Annotated in this window: 17 protein-coding genes; 8 read left to right on the top strand and 9 right to left on the bottom strand. The window is 59.3% G+C overall.

The features are described 5' to 3' along the window. The first annotated feature begins 46 nt into the window (after nucleotides 1-46). Together ACR0AW_RS03625 and ACR0AW_RS03630 are read left to right on the top strand one after the other, a co-directional pair. Nucleotides 47-913 (top strand): helix-turn-helix domain-containing protein, encoded by an 867-nt coding sequence (locus tag ACR0AW_RS03625; RefSeq protein WP_170732373.1) that lies wholly within the window; start codon nucleotides 47-49, stop codon nucleotides 911-913. A gap of 76 nt (nucleotides 914-989) precedes the next feature. After that, complete coding sequence (locus ACR0AW_RS03630) at nucleotides 990-1172, top strand: hypothetical protein (protein ID WP_170396771.1); 183 nt, start codon at nucleotides 990-992, stop codon at nucleotides 1170-1172. A gap of 1 nt (nucleotide 1173) precedes the next feature. Here ACR0AW_RS03630 and ACR0AW_RS03635 read toward each other — a convergent pair whose 3' ends face one another. The 3 genes from ACR0AW_RS03635 to bcoG all read right to left on the bottom strand — a co-directional run bounded on the left by ACR0AW_RS03635 (nucleotide 1174) and on the right by bcoG (nucleotide 4394). After that, entirely contained in the window at nucleotides 1174-1935 is a 762-nt protein-coding gene (locus tag ACR0AW_RS03635; protein WP_170396769.1) for an SDR family oxidoreductase, read from the bottom strand. Further along, entirely contained in the window at nucleotides 1932-3413 is a 1482-nt protein-coding gene (locus ACR0AW_RS03640) for a carnitine 3-dehydrogenase (protein ID WP_255612083.1), read from the bottom strand. Before ACR0AW_RS03640 ends, ACR0AW_RS03635 begins: the two co-directional genes overlap by 4 nt. A gap of 63 nt (nucleotides 3414-3476) precedes the next feature. Then, a complete protein-coding gene (gene bcoG, locus ACR0AW_RS03645; protein ID WP_170509547.1) occupies nucleotides 3477-4394 on the bottom strand; it encodes a 3-dehydrocarnitine:acetyl-CoA trimethylamine transferase BcoG in 918 nt (305 codons plus the stop codon). 132 nt (nucleotides 4395-4526) lie between these two features. Between bcoG and ACR0AW_RS03650 the strand changes: the two genes are divergently transcribed. Further along, nucleotides 4527-5513: a GlxA family transcriptional regulator gene (locus ACR0AW_RS03650; protein WP_170396763.1), complete on the top strand. Its 987-nt coding sequence runs from the start codon at nucleotides 4527-4529 to the stop codon at nucleotides 5511-5513. A 75-nt stretch (nucleotides 5514-5588) separates the two neighbouring features. On the opposite strand, the gene ACR0AW_RS03655 is transcribed toward ACR0AW_RS03650, so the two are convergent. The 3 genes from ACR0AW_RS03655 to ACR0AW_RS03665 are packed head-to-tail and all read right to left on the bottom strand — an operon-like array spanning nucleotide 5589 to nucleotide 8596. Next, entirely contained in the window at nucleotides 5589-6635 is a 1047-nt protein-coding gene (locus ACR0AW_RS03655; protein ID WP_170732375.1) for an aldo/keto reductase, read from the bottom strand. 31 nt (nucleotides 6636-6666) lie between these two features. After that, entirely contained in the window at nucleotides 6667-7125 is a 459-nt protein-coding gene (locus ACR0AW_RS03660) for a DNA polymerase III subunit chi (RefSeq protein ID WP_170732376.1), read from the bottom strand. A 4-nt stretch (nucleotides 7126-7129) separates the two neighbouring features. Beyond that, nucleotides 7130-8596, bottom strand: a complete 1467-nt coding sequence (locus ACR0AW_RS03665; RefSeq protein ID WP_170732377.1) for a leucyl aminopeptidase — start codon at nucleotides 8594-8596, stop codon at nucleotides 7130-7132. Nucleotides 8597-8815: 219 nt separating this feature from the next. Between ACR0AW_RS03665 and lptG the strand changes: the two genes are divergently transcribed. The 5 genes from lptG (at nucleotide 8816) to rsmA (ending at nucleotide 15212) form a co-directional block, all read left to right on the top strand. Next, nucleotides 8816-9916 carry an LPS export ABC transporter permease LptG gene (gene lptG, locus ACR0AW_RS03670; protein ID WP_170406461.1) on the top strand — a complete coding sequence of 367 codons (1101 nt, stop codon included), beginning with the start codon at nucleotides 8816-8818 and terminating at the stop codon, nucleotides 9914-9916. Next, entirely contained in the window at nucleotides 9916-12081 is a 2166-nt protein-coding gene (locus ACR0AW_RS03675; RefSeq protein WP_170732379.1) for an LPS assembly protein LptD, read from the top strand. Before lptG ends, ACR0AW_RS03675 begins: the two co-directional genes overlap by 1 nt. Then, nucleotides 12072-13325, top strand: a complete 1254-nt coding sequence (locus ACR0AW_RS03680; RefSeq protein WP_170406236.1) for a peptidylprolyl isomerase — start codon at nucleotides 12072-12074, stop codon at nucleotides 13323-13325. The genes ACR0AW_RS03675 and ACR0AW_RS03680 overlap by 10 nt, the downstream gene beginning before the upstream one ends. Then, nucleotides 13322-14287 carry a 4-hydroxythreonine-4-phosphate dehydrogenase PdxA gene (gene pdxA, locus ACR0AW_RS03685; RefSeq protein WP_170732381.1) on the top strand — a complete coding sequence of 322 codons (966 nt, stop codon included), beginning with the start codon at nucleotides 13322-13324 and terminating at the stop codon, nucleotides 14285-14287. The genes ACR0AW_RS03680 and pdxA overlap by 4 nt, the downstream gene beginning before the upstream one ends. An 82-nt stretch (nucleotides 14288-14369) precedes the next feature. After that, nucleotides 14370-15212 carry a 16S rRNA (adenine(1518)-N(6)/adenine(1519)-N(6))-dimethyltransferase RsmA gene (gene rsmA, locus ACR0AW_RS03690; RefSeq protein ID WP_170610981.1) on the top strand — a complete coding sequence of 281 codons (843 nt, stop codon included), beginning with the start codon at nucleotides 14370-14372 and terminating at the stop codon, nucleotides 15210-15212. 58 nt (nucleotides 15213-15270) lie between these two features. Here rsmA and ACR0AW_RS03695 read toward each other — a convergent pair whose 3' ends face one another. The 3 genes from ACR0AW_RS03695 to prfA form a co-directional block, all read right to left on the bottom strand. After that, entirely contained in the window at nucleotides 15271-15852 is a 582-nt protein-coding gene (locus ACR0AW_RS03695) for a DUF4167 domain-containing protein (protein WP_170396747.1), read from the bottom strand. A gap of 227 nt (nucleotides 15853-16079) precedes the next feature. Further along, nucleotides 16080-16937, bottom strand: a complete 858-nt coding sequence (prmC, locus tag ACR0AW_RS03700) for a peptide chain release factor N(5)-glutamine methyltransferase (protein WP_170732383.1) — start codon at nucleotides 16935-16937, stop codon at nucleotides 16080-16082. Beyond that, a complete protein-coding gene (prfA, locus tag ACR0AW_RS03705) occupies nucleotides 16934-17989 on the bottom strand; it encodes a peptide chain release factor 1 (protein WP_170396981.1) in 1056 nt (351 codons plus the stop codon). Before prfA ends, prmC begins: the two co-directional genes overlap by 4 nt. Nucleotides 17990-17999 lie beyond the last annotated feature (10 nt).

The raw sequence follows: 17999 nt of genomic DNA on the forward strand, positions 1-17999 counted from the left end.
CTGAATATGATTAACAATTCTCACCAAAGGTGATATTAATCACCACATGATTGATAAAATCGACAAACGGGATCGTGCCCTGCATTTTCGCCAGCGCTTGGCCCGAGCAATGCAGGATCGAGATGTCAGCCAAAGCGCCCTGGCACGCGACATCGGTGTTGACCGATCGACCGTTTCGCAGTTGCTGACCGGTGCGGGCGCGCGCCTGCCCAATGCGCATGTGGTCGGTAGCTGCGCCTCGGCGCTCGGGGTTTCCGCCGACTGGCTTCTTGGGCTTTCCAACCGACCCGAAAGCGCGGCAGAATTATTGGCCAGTTCCCTCACCCTAACCGAGGCCGCCCGGGCATTGGTTGATGAGCGCATTTTTGAATGGCATCAAGAGGCCGCCGGCTACAAGATACGCTACGTTCCGGCTACCCTGCCCGACATGCTCAAGACCCGCGCCGTGCTTGAATGGGAATACGCTCCGCATCTCGGCCGTACTGCAGATCAAGCCATTGGCGCCTCGGCAGACCGGCTGGCATGGATGCGCAGCGCCCAGTCCGATTATGAGATTGCCATGCCGTTGTACGAGCTTCACAGCTTTGCCTATGCCACCGGTTACTACGAGGGACTACCGCTTCAGGTCCGGTTGGATCAGATCGATCACCTGCTGTCGGTGTGCGAGCAGCTTTATCCACGTCTGCGCATCTATCTATTTGATGCAAAACGTCTTTACTCTGCCCCCGTCACGATATTCGGCCCACTTCTTTGCGTGTTCTATGCCGGAAGCCACTACATGGCTTTCCGAGACCGCGACCGGATTGAGGTCTTTACGCTCCATTTCGACCGGCTGGTTCGAGAGGCGGATATGACCGCGCGTGATTTCCCGGACCATCTGCAGCAATTGCGCTCAGAAATCTCTCAGACATGACCTGGGCTGAAAGCTGTAGTATAGTCACTTGGCGCGAAACTACAGACATTCCGATCTGAGATGGAGGATGACGGGAATGGACGCACTCAAAACCGCTGAATACGCACGTGCCCTTTATACGGCCCATGGCGATCGGGCCGAAGCCGAAGCTGCGCAGAAAATGCGCGAATGTGAAGCCGCCGGAAATCAGCAGGAGGCGCAGGACTGGCAAGCCGTCCGCAGCGCCATCCGCCAGATTCGGGGGCCAAATCAGGGCTGATTCACAGTTTCGGGTCAGGATTGACCGTATGGCCATCCACCGCGATTACCTGACCCGACACCAGCCTCGCTGCATCTGAAGCCAGGAATACAGCCATGTTCGCTATGTCCTGCGCCTCTACAAAGCGGCCCATGGACGTGCCCGAGGCATAGCCGTCGTAAACCTGATCCCGGGTCATGCCCTTGGCATCGGCCTCGCGCTGTAACACGCCCTCCATGCGTGGTCCTTCAACCGAACCCGGGCAGATCACATTGCAGCGGATACCGTGCGGCCCAAGCTCCATCGCCAGCGTCTTGCCCAATCCCACCATGCCCCACTTGGCCGCCGCGTACGGCGCGCGGTTGGGGTATCCGTACTGGCCTGCAGTCGATGAAGTGATCAATATCGCCCCGCTGCGCTGCTGTTTCATCAGAGGTGCAGCGTATTTAGAGCACAAAAATGACCCCTCTAGATTGATGGAAAGGCATGACCTCCAATCCGTCAGGGAAACGTCCTCAACTGCTGCGGTGGGACCGGCTATCCCCGCATTCGCACAGAGCACATCAAGCCCGTCCCATTCGGTCTCAAGGTCAGTAAACGCAGCCGCGACAGCATCCTCATCCGACACATCAAGCTGGCTTTGCTTCCAATGCGCCGGGCAATCCGCCAACGCATCCGCATCAACATCCGCAACCCAGACCTGAGCCCCGGCAGCATCAAACGCTTCAGCCATGGCCCTGCCGACGCCAGAGGCGCCTGCGGTAATCAAGACCCGGCTGCTCATGCGGGCTTGCGGATCGCCGCGCCCGCGCCTTCGGGATAAGGCAACCCGGCCTGCGCCTCGGCAACCCGTGCCATCGCGGCCTCGATCTCGGGTGAAGGTCGGCTGGGGCGTCGGGTCTCAAGGCTGACATGCAGAAGAAAGCTTTCGCCTGTGGCCAACAGCGTTTCACCCTCGTACATGCTGTGGAAGACATGCAGCTTCTTGCCCTGCCCTAACAGCATCTGCGTACGGCATTCGATCCGCGACCCCGCATGGGTCTCCTGCATGTAACGGATGTGATTTTCGGCAGTGAAATAGCTGCCGCCTGTCGCGATATACTCCATATCGCAGCCAATGATTTCCATGAAACGATCCGTGGCTGCTGCAAAGGCCTCCAGATATTTAGCTTCATTCATGTGGCCATTGTAGTCGGTCCAATCCAGCGGAACGGCGCGCGACAGCGTGAGGATCGGCTGGCTCAGATCCGCCTCGTCCAGCGTCGGCAGCGCTCCTGGCTTCAAGGCCGCATCATGCTGGTTCAATACCGCCCCTGCACCATAGTTCTGGGCCTTCAGCGCCCGCATCATACCAACGAGGTTATTGTCCCGGATACGCTCCAACTCGCGGATCGAGTACTTGCCAGACTGCGCATCCGACTGATCCGCAATCATGTCGACCAACTCATCGGTGAACTCAGGCACGTCCATGAGCTTGGTCCAGGGCCATTTCAGCGCCGGGCCGAACTGAGCCATGAAATGCCGCATCCCGGCCTCTCCACCGGCCACGCGATAGGTTTCGAACAGTCCCATCTGGGCCCAACGGATGCCAAAACCCATGCGGATGGATTCATCGATCTCTTCGGTCGTTGCGATGCCGTCTTTCACCAGCCAAAGCGCCTCGCGCCACACCGCCTCGAGGAACCGGTCAGCAATATGCGCGTCGATTTCCTTCTTGATGTGCAGCGGGAAGAACCCCACCGAGGTCAAAAGATCTTTGGCCCGCGCGATCAAGTCAGGTGAATTCTTGTCGGTCGGAACCAGTTCGATCAGTGGCAACAGGTAGACCGGGTTGAACGGGTGTGTCACCACGATCTGCTCGGGTCGCAAAGCGCCTTCCTGCAACTCCGAGGGCTTGAACCCGCTGGTCGAGGACCCGATGATTGCATCTGGATCACAAGCCCCCTGCAAGCTCTTGTAAACCTTCAGCTTCAGATCGAGCCTTTCCGGTACGCTCTCCTGAATCCAGATCGCACCCTGAACTGCCTCACCGAGATCGTCATGAAAGCTCAGCGTCCCTTCTAGAGGCAGAGGTACATCGCTCAACCCCGGCAAAGAACGACGCGCGTTATCTAACACCTCACCGATCTTCCTCTCGGCTTCAGGGTCGGGATCGTATACCCGAACATCCCATCCGTTCAGCAGGAACCGGGCAGCCCACCCGCCACCAATCACTCCGCCTCCGATGATTGCTGCTGTTTTTGCTTGCTGTTCTTTGCCCACGATCCGCCTCTTCATCTGGCCAAAAATATCTCGGGGGTTTGGGGGCTGGCCCCCAATCCGCGACTACTTCGCAACCGGAGCCCGCTTGGTAAGCCCCAGCTTCTCACGTACTTCCTGCGGCCCGATCACCCGCGCGCCCATGTTTTCGATGATGCTGCCTGCACGCTCGACCAACTGCCAGTTTTCGGCCAGAACACCCTTTTCCAGCCACAGGTTGTCCTCCAGCCCGACGCGCACATTACCGCCCGCCAGAACCGAGGCCGCGACATACGCCATCTCATTGCGCCCCAGCGAAAACGCGCTGAACGTCCAGTCCTCCGGCACATTGTTCACCATCGCCATAAAGGTGTTGAGATCATCCGGAGCCCCCCACGGCACCCCCATACATAGCTGGACCAGAGCGTTCGGTTCCAGAACACCCTCTTTCACCAGCTGCTTGGCGAACCACAGATGGCCGGTGTCGAAGGCCTCGATCTCGGGCTTCACACCCAGATCGGTCATCATCTGCCCCATCGCCCGCAAGGCGCCGGGCGTATTGGTCATCACATAGTCGGCCTCGGCAAAGTTCATCGTGCCACAATCCAGAGTACAGATTTCAGGCAAGCACTCCGCTACATGTGCAACACGTTCAGTGGCACCAACCAGATCGGTTCCGGCCTCTGCCAAAGGCAGCGGATTTTCGATCCCGCCGAACACCATGTCTCCGCCCATGCCCGCCGTCAGGTTCAGAACCGCGTCTACTTCGGCATCGCGAATGCGGTCCGTGACTTCACGGTACAGCGCCAGATCGCGTGAAGGCGCACCGGTCTCGGGGTCGCGCACATGGCAGTGCACCACGGCCGCACCGGCTTTCGCTGCAGCAATTGCACTATCGGCAATCTGCTTAGGCGAACGCGGCACATGTGGGCTGCGATCCTGTGTCCCGCCCGAGCCGGTGACGGCACAGGTGATAAAGACTTCGCGGTTCATTTCCAAAGGCATGGCGTTATCCCCAGCTTATACCCGGTTTTACCGTGGGTTTTCCCCAGGCTTCTCCCCGGATTCCGATTTGCGTCAACGCCAACTCTGACGCAGCCTTGAGGGAACCACTTAGCAAAATGCGAATCAGACTTGATGAAATCCGCAAAAAACATACTGCAGCCCGAACATCGCGCCCTGAAAACGGCGGTGCTGGTGCTGGACGAATGCAACACACTCAGCTTCGCGGCCGCCGTCGATCCGATGCGTGCTGCCAACCGACTGGCGGATCGGCCCGCTTTTGATTGGGACTACGTCACGGCAACCGCAGAACCCGCGTTGCTGACCAGCGCTCTGAATGTGCAGGGCATTCCCCTGGCCCGGTTGCAGGGCTGCGATCTGTTGATCGTAGTTGCCGGATTCCAATTGGCCCGTCATGCGACGCCCAGCCTGCTCGCCGGGCTCCGCAGGATCGCGGCCACCGGTGCAACAATCGCCGGGATAGATGGCGGCCCCTGGTTACTGGCTGAGGCTGGATTGCTCGACGGTCACGCGGCGACGACCCATTGGGAGGATTTGGAGAACTTCGCTGCGCGCTTTCCCAATGTCGATGTGCGCCCTGACCGATTTACCGTCTCCGATACACGCCTAACCTCCGGCGGCGCCGTCCCGGCGATCGATATGATGCTCCATATTATTGCTGCACGTCATGGCGCGGGCTTTGCCGCCCGCGTGTCCGGGCTATTCCTCTATGAAGGTGCGTCTCAGCCCTCAAAACCACAAAGCCGCACCGGTGCGCCGCACCGTCACACCGCGCTCACTGCCAAAGCCAACTCATTGATGGAATCCTCACTGGACGACCCCCTGTCCCTTGCGCACATCGCCGATAGACTCGGCACTAGTACGCGCACCCTGCAGCAGCAGTTCCGCCTGCGCCTGAATACAACTCCACAGGATCATTACCTGCAACTCAGACTGGCCGAGGCCCGCCGTCTGGTTACCGATACCGACCTGCCGCTGATGGACGTGGCGCTGGCCACCGGCTTCGCCTCGCAATCCAGCTTCGCCCGCGCGTTCCGAACCGCCCACGGCCTCACGGCTCGCGACCTCAGGCAAGACCGTACGCAACCAACCCATCACTGACACGATCCAACTTCATCTGGCATAAAATACCTCGGGGGAGTCGCCAAAGGCGACGGGGGCAGAGCCCCCATCCCTTCAATATGGCATCGGAAACGCCCGATGCGCCGCACTGATCTCGGCCATCACTTCGGACGACAGCTTCAAATCCTTACCCGCCAGAATATGTTCTAGCTGCGCTACATTTGTCGCGCCAAAGATGGTTGAGGCCATGAACGGACGGCTGCAACACCACGCCAGTGACATGTGGATCGGGTCCAGCCCATGCCGCGCGGCGACATCCAGATAAGCCGCCACTGCATCAAAAACGCGATCTGTTTTGCGCCCGCCCATATTCGGCACCAGCGCCATGCGTGATCCTTCTGGAACAGCACCCCCTTGATATTTCCCAGTCAGGAAACCTGCCGCCAACGGTGAGAATGATAGTAACCCGACATCTTCCAGAAGACACAATTCAGCCAGGTCGGTATCGAATAACCGGCAGAGCAAAGAGTATTCGTTCTGGATCGACGCGACCCGAGGTCCACTAACCTCATCCGACGCCCGCAACCACTGAGCGGTACCCCAAGCGCTTTCATTCGACAGACCAAAGGCGCGGATATTGCCCTTGTCCACCTGCGCCTGCAGAGCGATCAGGCTTTCGCGCATCTCGTCCATAATCTCGTCCCGGTTGTGACCCAAAGGCGCATAGTCCCAGTTCTGTCGGAACATGTAACTACCACGATTTGGCCAGTGGAACTGATAGAGATCTATGCAATCAGTCTGTAGACGACGCAGTGAACCCTCTATCGCCTCAGGTATGGTCTCTTTCGAGATTGGGGCGCCATTGCGCGCATGCACGAACCCTTCACCAGAGTGTTTCGTGGCCAGCACATAGTCACCGCGCCGCGAAGGATTGGCGGCATTCCAATTGCCAAGAATCTCTTCGGTCCGCCCGACCGTCTCTGCCGAGATCGGGTTCACCGGATACATCTCAGCCGCGTCGACAAAGTTGATCCCACCCGCAAGCGCCATGTCCATCTGGCGGTGCGCCTCAGTTTCCGAGGTCTGAGTACCAAAGGTCATTGTCCCAAGACATAAATCCGACACCATGATCCCGGTGCGGCCCAAAGGCTTCATATCCATTTGAAATCTCCTAAAATATATTTGTGACCGATCAAGCTTCGGCCTTTTTCTCCCATCGCCCGGATTCCTCGGACCAATACTGTGCCGAACACCCCGCCCCGGTCAGAGCCTTCCACTGCCCGCGCGCATGTTGAACCGCCTCCGGATCATTTCCGTCGAACAGAATGCAGACACGCTCCATGGTCGAAACTTCCTCCGCCTCAACCGTTGCCCCATCGACAGCCATCACACAGGTCGCGCCATTTGCAGCCCCTTGGCCGGTCGTCAGCAGAACGGGCTGTGCCGCGTCGTGCGGGCCACCTTCGCGACCATGCGGCAGGAACCCGTCCTCAGGTCCCAGCCACAATTTCTCATCCAGCCAGTCCATCCGCACAGGGTCGATTCCCCGCACGGCAATCCGCCACCCGGCCTGTCGTGCCTTGTCGAGCAGCACAGGCAATGTGTGCTCTAACGGCTGGCGGGTCAGGTGGTAGAAATAGACGGCACCCATGCGCTTACTCGAAATTGTCCTGCACGAACCGGCTTAGCGCGCGGACGCCCCAGCCCGTGGCCCCTTTCGGCGCATAAGAGGTCTCGGAAGAGACAGAGGCCACACCTGCGATATCCAAGTGAATCCACGGCGTCTCTTCCTTGACGAAACGCTGCAGGAACTGCGCTGCGGTGATCGAACCTGCGGGCCGCCCGCCCACGTTCTTCATATCCGCAATGCGCGATTTAAGTTGTTTGTCGTAGCCTTCACCCAAGGGCAGCCGCCATGCGCCCTCGTCCTCGGCCTTGGCCGACTTCAAGAAGGCGTCGCAGAAGGTGTCATTGTTTGAAAACACACCGGCATTCTCATGCCCAAGACCAATGATGACCGCGCCCGTCAGTGTGGCCAGATCGATCATGCCCACCGGCTGGAACCGATCCTGCGCGTACCACATGACGTCACACAGAACCAAACGACCCTCGGCATCGGTGTTAATGATCTCGACAGTGTCGCCTTTCATCGAAGTGACCACATCGCCTGGGCGAGAGGCATTGCCCGAGGGCATGTTTTCGACCAACCCGACCAGCCCCACGACATTGGCTTTGGCGTTGCGCTTGGCCAACGCTCGCATGGTTCCGGCAACAACACCCGCGCCGCCCATGTCCATGGTCATGTCTTCCATGCCTCCGGCCGGCTTAAGCGAGATACCGCCGGTATCGAACACGACGCCCTTACCGACCAAGGCCAGCGGCGCGTCATCCTTGTCGCCGCCGTCCCATTGCATCACCACAACTTTCGAGGGGCTGACCGAGCCCTGCCCGACGCTCAGCAGCGTACGCATGCCCAGTTCGGCCAGCTTGTCCTCTTCCAGAACCTCGACCTTCAGGCCCAGCGATTCCATCTCGACCAATCTGTCCGCGAACTCAGTTGTCGTCAGCACATTCGCGGGTTCATTTGTCAGATCTCGTGTCATGCGCACACCGTCTGCGACGGCATAGAGCGGTGCAAAAGCGGCTTCGGCCTCCTCCGGCTTGGAGTGACCGATGGTGATCTCACCCGCCGGGTCTGAGTCCTTGGATTTGTGGACATCGAAATCGTAGGCCCGCAGTACCATGCCCAAGGCTACCTCTTCGATACGCGCGTGATTGGCGGCCATGACCAGCACGGGTTTGCCCGCTGCAGCTTTCGCCAGATTGGCCCCGGCCTTGCGCGCCTCGTCCGCGTCGGGGCGACGCGGCAACACCAGAATGTCCAGCGCCTCGGCCACCATTCCGGCAGGCCAGGCCAGCGAAATAACATTACCCGATTTGACCTTGCTGAACCGCTCGCTTTCGACCAGCCGCGCAACCGCGCCTTTGGTCAGGCGATTGGCTCGACGCGCGGCGGGGCTCATCTTGCCATCGGCGGGAATGAGAATGGCCACGCGCCCTTCGGTTTGCGCTATCGCATCAAGGTCAAAGGGGGTGAATCGGACGGGCACAAGACTGCTCATATCATTCTCCTGAAAAATGCGTTGCCCAAGACCTAGCCCGCGCAGCCACCGTTGACCAGATAGCAGTTTTCCCCGCCGGGCAATTGCATTATGGTCGCGCGAAAATAACGGCAGGCTCGGGGGAGAGAACGTGACACCAATCGGCAGTTACAGGCCGTCGCGCATGATTCCATGCCCGATTGTGATTCTTGGATGCCGGGGTTTGACGGGGATGCCCAAGTGATCCTCGACCGCTATTTTGCCCGCCGCTTTATTCAAAGCTTTCTTGTAATCGGCGGCATTTTTCTGACCTTGATGATCCTGATCGATCTGATCGAACAGGTGCGGCGGTTCGATGGCGTTGACCTATCCTTTGGCCAGTTGCTGCAACTGACGTTGCTGAACACACCGGCCGCGATCAGCGAGATGTTACCCCTGCTGATGATCCTGGCCACCATCGCGCTGTTTGTCGGCCTCGCCCGCAGCTCCGAACTGGTGGTGACCCGCGCTATCGGGCGATCCGGTATCCGAGCCCTGCTAGCGCCCGTATTGCTTGCGCTGACCATCGGCGCACTTGCTGTGACTTTGCTGAATCCCATCGCGGCCGCGACGTCGGAAGAGTTCCAACGCTTGTCCGATGGTTATCGCAACCAGGGTGGTTCAGCCCTGTCCATCAGCCGCGAGGGGTTGTGGCTGCGCCAGAGCTCAGCCAACGGTCAGTCGGTGATTCACGCAACCGGCACTGTCAACGGCGACCGGTTCGCCCTGCAGAACGTGACCATCACAACGTTCTCATCCGACGGCAAGCCGAACCAGCAAATCTCGGCCCAGCAAGCTGATCTGGAGGATGGATTCTGGACCTTGCATCAGGCCAAAATCTGGCCCATTCAGGACGATTTAAATCCCGAAGCAAATGCCACCAGCCATGAGATCCTGAACCTACCCACAACGCTGACCAGAGACCGGATTCTGGACACTCTCGGGCAAAAGGATTCGGTTTCGGTCTATGATCTGCCCCAGTTGATTCGTGATCTGGGCGAGGCGGGATTTTCAACCAAGCAATATGAGGTCTGGCTGCAAGTACAACTTGCGCGACCCCTGTTTCTGGTTTCGATGGTTCTGATCGGGGCCGCCTTCACAATGCGCCATGTCCGGTTCGGCGGCACCGGAGTTGCCGTGCTGACCGCTGTATTGCTGGGGTTCGGTATCTACTTCATCCGGAATTTCGCCCAAATTCTTGGCGAAAACGGGCAATTACCTATTCTGGTCTCGGCCTGGGCCCCACCCTTTGCGGGCATTCTACTGTCTCTGGGCCTGTTGCTCCATGCGGAGGATGGCTGATGCGCTCCGTCCTGTCTTTGTTGCTGTCGAGCGCACTGATCCTCTCGCTGCCAGCAGCAGTTGCCGCACAGTCCGAACCAGAAGGTGCCGCCAGCGAGGCTGACGCGACTGAACAGAATCAACCCGCCCTACTGGTGGCCGATGAGATATTCATTACCCCGGATCGCAAACTGGTCGCAGAGGGGAATGTCGAGGCCTTCCAAGGCGACGTCAAACTGACAGCGCAAAGCGTCACCTATGATCGCGAAACCGGCGAGCTGACCCTGACAGGCCCAATCCGGATCGATCAAGGCGGAAACAGCACATTGCTGGCCGATTCCGCGCAGTTGGACAGCGGGATACAGAATGGCCTTCTGATGGGCGCGCGCATGGTCTTTGACCAGCAAGTGCAGATCGCCTCAGTTCAGGCCACCCGTGCGGCAGGTCGCTACACGCAATTCAGCAAGGTCGCTGCAACCTCATGTCATGTCTGCGCGAATGGCAGACCCCCGATCTGGCAAATTCGCGCCCGGAAAGTGACCCATGACCAGCTTGAACGGCAGCTCTATTTCGAAGGCGCACAGTTCCGAATACTCGATGTCCCGGTCTTCTACTTTCCCACGCTGCGCCTACCCGACCCGACACTTGAGCGGGCGACCGGCTTTCTCGTGCCGTCGATCCGCACCACTTCGCAACTGGGCACTGGCGTTCAGGTGCCGTATTTCTTCAAGATCGGAGATCACAAGGACCTGACTCTGACGCCCTATCTGTCGCCCAAGACCCGCACACTTGGGTTTCGTTACCGGCAGGCATTCAAACGCGGGCGCATTCGGCTGCGAGGCTCTTATACACGCGACGACCTGCAGCCCGGTCAGGATCGGGGGTATTTCTTCGCCGATGGCCGGTTCGGTCTTGGATATGACTACCGGCTGACATTCGATATCAAAACAACTTCGGATGACTCGTATCTGGCAGATTACGGCTTGCCCGATTTTGACCGCCTGCGTAGCGAAATTGCACTTGAGCGGATCAAGCGTGATACAGCATTCAGAACCAGCTTCATCCACTACAAGTCCCTTCGGGATAGCGAAAATCAGGATGAAATCCCATCGCGTGTCTTCGACATCAACTATCGAAAGCGATTCTTCCCCAGCACCTTAGGGGGTGAAGTTGAACTAAGCCTCGATGGTCACACCCACACGCGAACCAGTGACGAAGATATTATTGGTCGCGACGTCGCCAGGGCAACATTCGATGCGGAATGGCTGCGCAACTGGACCTTTGCGACCGGATTACGTGCAGAGGCATTGGTGGGCGCGTCAGTGGATACGTTCAATATCCGCAATGACAGCGAGTTTCCGAACAATGTAACCCGCTCGACCCCGCGTGCAGCTTTTACCCTGCGCTACCCCATGCTGCGCCGCGAGCAGTCCGGTGCAACACAAATCCTTGAGCCAATCGCGCAAATTGGTTGGACGCATGTTTCGAACAATGACGTTCCCAACGATGAAAGTACCTTTCAGGAACTCGATCAGGGCAATCTTTTGTCCCTTTCGCGCTTTCCGGCCCCCGACCGCCGCGAAGACGGTGCAACCGCCGTTGTGGGCCTGAACTGGTCTCGGTACAATGCTGACGGCTGGCGGGCGCTGGCGACAATCGGACAGGTCTTCCGGTCCGATGCGGATCCGGATTTCACGCTCACATCGGGGCTGCAGGGTACCAAATCCGACATTCTGCTTGCCGGGCAATTGAATAACGGCAAGGGGCTGACATTGGCCGCGCGTGGGCTTTTAAACAGCGATTTCAGTTTTACCAAAGCTGAAATTCGTGCAGGCTGGTCTAGTGGAGATACGGCAATCTCCGGCGGTTACATCTGGCTCGAGCCTGATCCTGCTGAAGCGAATAATGATGAAATCTCGGAATTACGGGTGAGCGGTCGCTACCGCGTAGATCAGAATTGGTTGACCCGAGCCAACGCACGCTATGATTTCAGCGAATCTGAACCACTCCGCCTTGGGTTCGGCGTGACCTACGAAAATGAGTGTGTGCAGGTAAATGTGAACGTCAACAGACGCTTTACCTCCACATCAAGTATTGAGCCTTCGACAGAATTCGGCTTTACCGTTGCCCTGACAGGGTATTCCGTCGAAGGCGATGGACAGAAGTTTAAGAGAAGATGCAGTTGATCTCAGGTTTCACAAAATCTCTCCGCTCTGGCTGCCGTAGATCGGTGCTGCCGGTGCTGGCTGCCGCGCTTGTTGCAATGGCCACACCACAGGTTCAGGCTCAAAGCCTGTTCTCGCCTGCAATCCGGGTCAATCAGGACATTGTCACCTGGTATGAACTTCAACAACGTCAGCAGTTTCTCGAATTGCTCGGCGTTCCGGGCAGTTCCGAGCGCGAAGTCCGCGAAGCCTTGATCGAGGATCGTTTGCGCAAACAGGCGATGCGCGATGCCGGCATCGAAGCCGCGCCCGAAGATATCCAGACCGGGATTGATGAATTCGCCTCGCGCGGCAACCTCAGCAGCGAAGAGTTTCTGCAGCTGCTCAACGATGCGGGCGTATCAAAGGAAACCGTCCGGGATTTTGTCGCCGATCAACTGTCCTGGCGCGACTTTGTCAGTACCCGCTTTCTGTCGCAGGCTCGTCCCTCGGAAGATGAGATCAACCGTGCTTTGGGTCAGGGTGGCGGCGGCGGCCTACAGGTTCTGTTGTCCGAAATTATCATTCCGGTAACACCGCAGACCCTGGCGCAGGCTGAAGCCCTGGCCGATGAAATCTCACAACTTCCCGATCAAGACAGCTTTTCTTCGGCTGCTACGCAATACTCTGCCGCTGCCACACGCGAGAATGGCGGGCGACTGGATTGGCTGTCGCTCAACAACCTGCCTCCGGCCCTGCAACCCGTCATTCTGGGCTTGAAAAACGGTGAGATCACCGACCCACTTTCGCTCCCGAACGCCGTGGCTCTGTTCCAGATGCGCGGCATCCGCGAAGTTGCCGCAGGTGCCCCAACCTATTCCGAGATCGACTACGCGATCTACTACCTTCCCGGTGGCCGCAGCGCCGAAACGCTTGCAAAAGCCGAAAAGCTCAAGGAAGAGATCGACACCTGCGATGACCTCTACGGCATCGCCAAAGATCAATCGCCCGACGTGCTGGAACGCCTTACCCAAAGCCCCTCGGCGATTCCACGCGACGTAGCGCTTGAGCTGGCCAAGCTTGATCCAAATGAGGCATCGGCCACGCTGACGCGCAACAACGGGCAGACGCTGATGTTCCTGATGCTGTGCAATCGCACCCGCAACCTGGGCGAAGATACCACCCGTGTGGACGTGGCAAACGCACTGACCCAGCAACGGTTACAGGCCCTTGCAAACAGCCTGCTGGAACAGCTGAGGGCCGACGCTGTCATCATCGAACAATGATCGCCCCAATCGCGCTAAGCTGTGGTGAGCCCGCCGGGATCGGACCCGAAATCGCAGCCAAAGCTTGGGCAGCCCTGCGCGATACCTGTCCGTTCTTCTACATCGGCGACGCATCACATTTGCCCGATGGAACACCCATTACCCGGATCGCCGACCCGTCAGAGGCCACACCGGCCAGCGCCTCGGCTCTGCCGGTGCTGCATTTCGACTTTCCTGCCCCGAACACGCCCGGCCACCCCGATCCAGCAAACGCACTTTCGGTCATCGATTCTATTGAAAAGGGTGTTGAGCTGGTGAGTTCCGGCGCAGCCTCTGCACTGTGTACCGCGCCGATCCACAAAAAGGCGCTGATCGACGGTGCGGGCTTTGCCTTCCCCGGCCATACCGAATTTCTTGCTGCTTTGGCAGGCCGGTCACGCGTAGTAATGATGCTGGCCAGCGAACAGCTCCGCGTGGTTGCGGCCACCATCCACATCCCGCTCTCTCAGGTCCCAAGCGCACTCACCCCAGAAGTGCTGCAAGAAACCATCGAGATCACCGCCCAAGGCCTGCGCACCCAATTCGGTATCCACCATCCTCGCATCGCCATCGCGGGGCTGAACCCCCACGCTGGCGAAGGCGGGAAAATGGGTACGGAAGAGCTTGACTGGATCGCGCCACTGATCGCAGACCTCAATCCAGTCGATTGCACCGTGACCGGACCCCACCCGGCAGACACCATGTTCCACGCCGCGGCGCGCACGCGATATGATGCCGCGATTGCGATGTATCACGACCAGGCCCTGATCCCGATCAAGACACTGGATTTCGACAGCGGTGTGAACGTAACCTTGGGCCTGCCCTTCGTCCGGACCTCGCCGGATCACGGCACCGCTCTGGACATCGCGGGCCAATGCCGCGCGACCGCCACCAGCCTGATCGAGGCCCTGAAACTCGCCCAACGAATGGGCCATTCCCGCTAATGCTTCATCTGGCCCCAAATACCTCCGCCGGAGGCAAAAAAAACTCTGGTGCTCTCCCCGCAACCCGCGCGACGGTAAAGTCATGAGCGCCATCGACTCCCTCCCCCCGCTGCGCGAGGTTATCGCAACTCACCAGCTTTCGGCCCGCAAGTCGCTGGGCCAGAACTTCCTGCTCGACCTCAACTTGACCGCCAAGATCGCGCGGCAGGCGGGTGATCTGACTCAATGCGATGTCCTTGAAATCGGCCCAGGCCCCGGAGGTCTGACTCGCGGGCTTCTGTCCGAAGGCGCGCGCAAGGTCGTGGCCGTGGAAAAGGACACCCGCTGCATCGCCGCCCTGAACGACATCGCCGCCGCCTATCCGGGCCAGCTGGAAGTGATCAACGGCGACGCGCTGGAAATCGAGCCGCTGGCCCACCTGACACCTCCGATCCGGGTGGCCGCGAACCTTCCCTACAATGTCGGGACCGAGCTTCTGGTCCGCTGGCTCACCCCGCCCGAATGGCCGCCCTTCTGGCAGAGCCTGACCCTTATGTTTCAACGTGAAGTGGCCGAGCGGATCGTCGCCCAACCCGGCAGCAAGGCCTATGGCCGCCTCGCCATCCTTGCCCAATGGCGGGCCGAAGCGCGCATTGCAATGTCCCTGCCACCCGGAGCCTTCACTCCACCGCCCAAGGTCTCAAGCGCCGTGGTTCACCTGACTGCCCTGCCCGAACCCCGCTATCCCGCTGACGCCGCAACCCTGTCGCGCGTGGTTGCCACAGCCTTCAATCAGCGCCGCAAAATGCTGCGGGCCTCACTCAAAGGGGCAGCGCCAGATATCGAGGACCGCCTGATCGCAGCCGGAATCAAACCCACCGACCGGGCCGAGCAGATCCCGCTCGAAGCCTTCTGCGCGCTCGCGCGCGAAATTCGCAAACCCTGAACGAAAAAACCCCAGGCCTTTGCCCGGGGTTTTCATTCAATTCATGATCGAAAAGCGCTTATTCAGCTGCCTCGGGTGCGTCGCCCTTGTCAGCGGGTGCATCCTCAGCCGCAGGGGTGGCAGCCTTTGGCTTCCGGGTGCGCGGGCGGCGCGGCTTTTCCTTACGCTCGGTCGCTTCGGGTTGCTCGGCATCCTTGCTTTCCGGCGTCTCGACCAGCCCTGTATCGGGTGCAGCCGCCTCATTCCCGAAATCCACAACGTCCGGCTGCGGAGCCTCGGCCGGATCGGCCTGACGGGCTGCTTCGCGTTCCTGACGCTCGGCGCGTTCACGATCACGCTCGGCCTGTCGTTCGCGGTTCTGGCGCTCTTGCTCTTCGCGGCGCGCTTCGATCTCGCGCTGCGCCTCGCTTAGCATGCGCAGATAGTGCTCGGCGTGTTGCTGAAAGTTCTCAGCTGCCACGCGGTCATTCGACAGCTGAGCGTCGCGCGCCAATTGGTTGTATTTGTCAATAATCTGCTGCGGTGTGCCACGCACCTTGCCTTCGGGGCCCGAGCTGTCAAAAACTCGGTTTACGACGTTTCCGCCAGAAGGACGATTGCGGTTGTTCTTGGCCCGCGAGCGGGATTTGGAAGATCTCATCTTACTTTACGTCAGCCTTATCAATTCACTGTCGATCAACCCGTATCTAACGCTGCTCAGTGGCTTGTGCCGTTACGCGCTATCGACTTTTTGGGCTTGGCGTCAGGGGTGCGCTGAAACAGCGTCAACCTCGCCGACTAATCCTGAGTAAACATGTCCTGAGCGTTCAGACAAGGGGATTCTCGAAAATGTCGCAGCTTTTTTACATCAATCGGCATTTTTCGGCCTCAGTTTCGCTTAGAAGGCGGCATTCTGGCCCCCACAACACGATCACGCCTGTCCAGATCGGGGATCACCTTTACGCCGGTCAAACCAGCGGCATCAAAAAGGGCAGAAACATAAGCGCCCTGTGTCGGGCCAATTTCAACCAGGATACGCCCGCCGGGCATCAGATAATCCGGGGCCGATGCCGCAATACGGCGATAGGCATCCAGACCGTCGCCCTCATCCGTCAGCGCCATGCGCGGCTCATGCTCGCGCACTTCAGGGGAAAGCGCGTGCAGCTCGTCCGCTGAAATATAGGGCGGATTCGAAACAATCAGATCGAACTGACCTTCAATGTTTTCGAACCAGTCAGATTGCCGAATCTCGGCGCGCGCCTGCACCTGATGCTGTACTGCATTGGCGCTGGCCTGCAGACAGGCAGCTTCGCTGAGGTCGGCGCCGACGCCCGAGGCACTCGCCCGCTCGGCCAGCAAGGTGATCAGGATACAGCCCGAGCCCACACCCAAATCGAGTACATGATCAAACGGCTCGCTCAGCGCCGCCTCGATCAATGCCTCGGTCTCCGGGCGCGGGTCCAGCACATCGCGACTGACCCGAAACCGCCGACCATAGAATTCACGCTCGCCCAGCAGATGCGATACCGGCACTCGGATGGCCCTTAGCGAGATCAATTGATCGTAGCGTTCCGCGATATCCTCCGGCAGTTCCTCGGGCGCGATCAGCGTCACCCGACTGGCCTCGATCCGCGCCGCATGCGCCAGCAGCACCCGCGCATCCCGCGCTGGATCAGGCACACCGGCTGCGCGCAAACGTGCGGTTGCAGCGACCATGGCCTGCGCGGCTGTCAGCGCAGCAATCATTGCGCCATTTCGGCCAGAAGCCGAGCCTGATCATCTGCGGTCAGCGCGTCGATCACCTCATCCAGATCGCCCTGCATCACCTGATCCAGCTTATAAAGCGTCAGGTTAATGCGGTGATCCGTCATGCGGCCTTGCGGGAAGTTATACGTCCTAATCCGTTCCGACCGGTCACCTGAACCGACCTGACTGGCGCGATCCGCCGAGCGTTCGCTGTCGATCCGCTGCCGTTCAAGATCATAAAGGCGCGTTTTCAGCACCTGCATCGCTATCTCACGGTTTCGGTGCTGGGATTTCTCGGAACTGGTCACCACGATTCCGCTGGGCAAGTGAGTAATCCGCACAGCCGAATCCGTCGTGTTCACGTGCTGCCCCCCCGCGCCCGAGCTGCGCATCGTGTCAATTCGGATGTCATTGGCATCGATCTGAATGTCCACATCCTCGGCCTCTGGCAAAACCGCCACCGTCGCCGCCGAGGTATGAATGCGCCCACCGCTTTCGGTTTCGGGCACGCGCTGCACGCGATGCACGCCGGATTCGTACTTCATCCGCGCAAAGACATTGTCGCCCTTGATATGTGCCACCACCTCTTTGATCCCACCAAGATCAGACGCTTGTTCCTCGATGATCTCGAACTGCCAGCCCCGCGCTTCGGCATAGCGTTGATACATGCGCAGCAAGTCTCCGGCAAACAGCGCGGCCTCATCCCCGCCGGTGCCGGGGCGTATTTCCAGCATTGCCGGGCGCGCATCAGCCGCGTCTTTGGGCAACAGCGCCAGCTGCAAGGCATGCTCCGCCTCGGGGATACGCGCCTGCAGTTCTGGAATTTCCTCTTCGGCCAGCTCTTTCATGTCCGGGTCAGACAGCATTGCCTCGGCCTCGGCCAGATCAGAAACCAGCTGACGCCACGCCATGATCTGATCGACCACCGGCTTGAGGTCGGAATATTCCTTTGCCAAAGCTGCAATATCCCCGCCCGAGGCACCATCCGCCATGGCCGCTTCGAGGTATTGGAATCGCTGAGTTATCTGTTCAAGGCGTTCTTCGGGGATCATCCGCGCGGTG

The sequence above is a fragment of the Ruegeria sp. C5 genome, assembly GCF_056537605.1.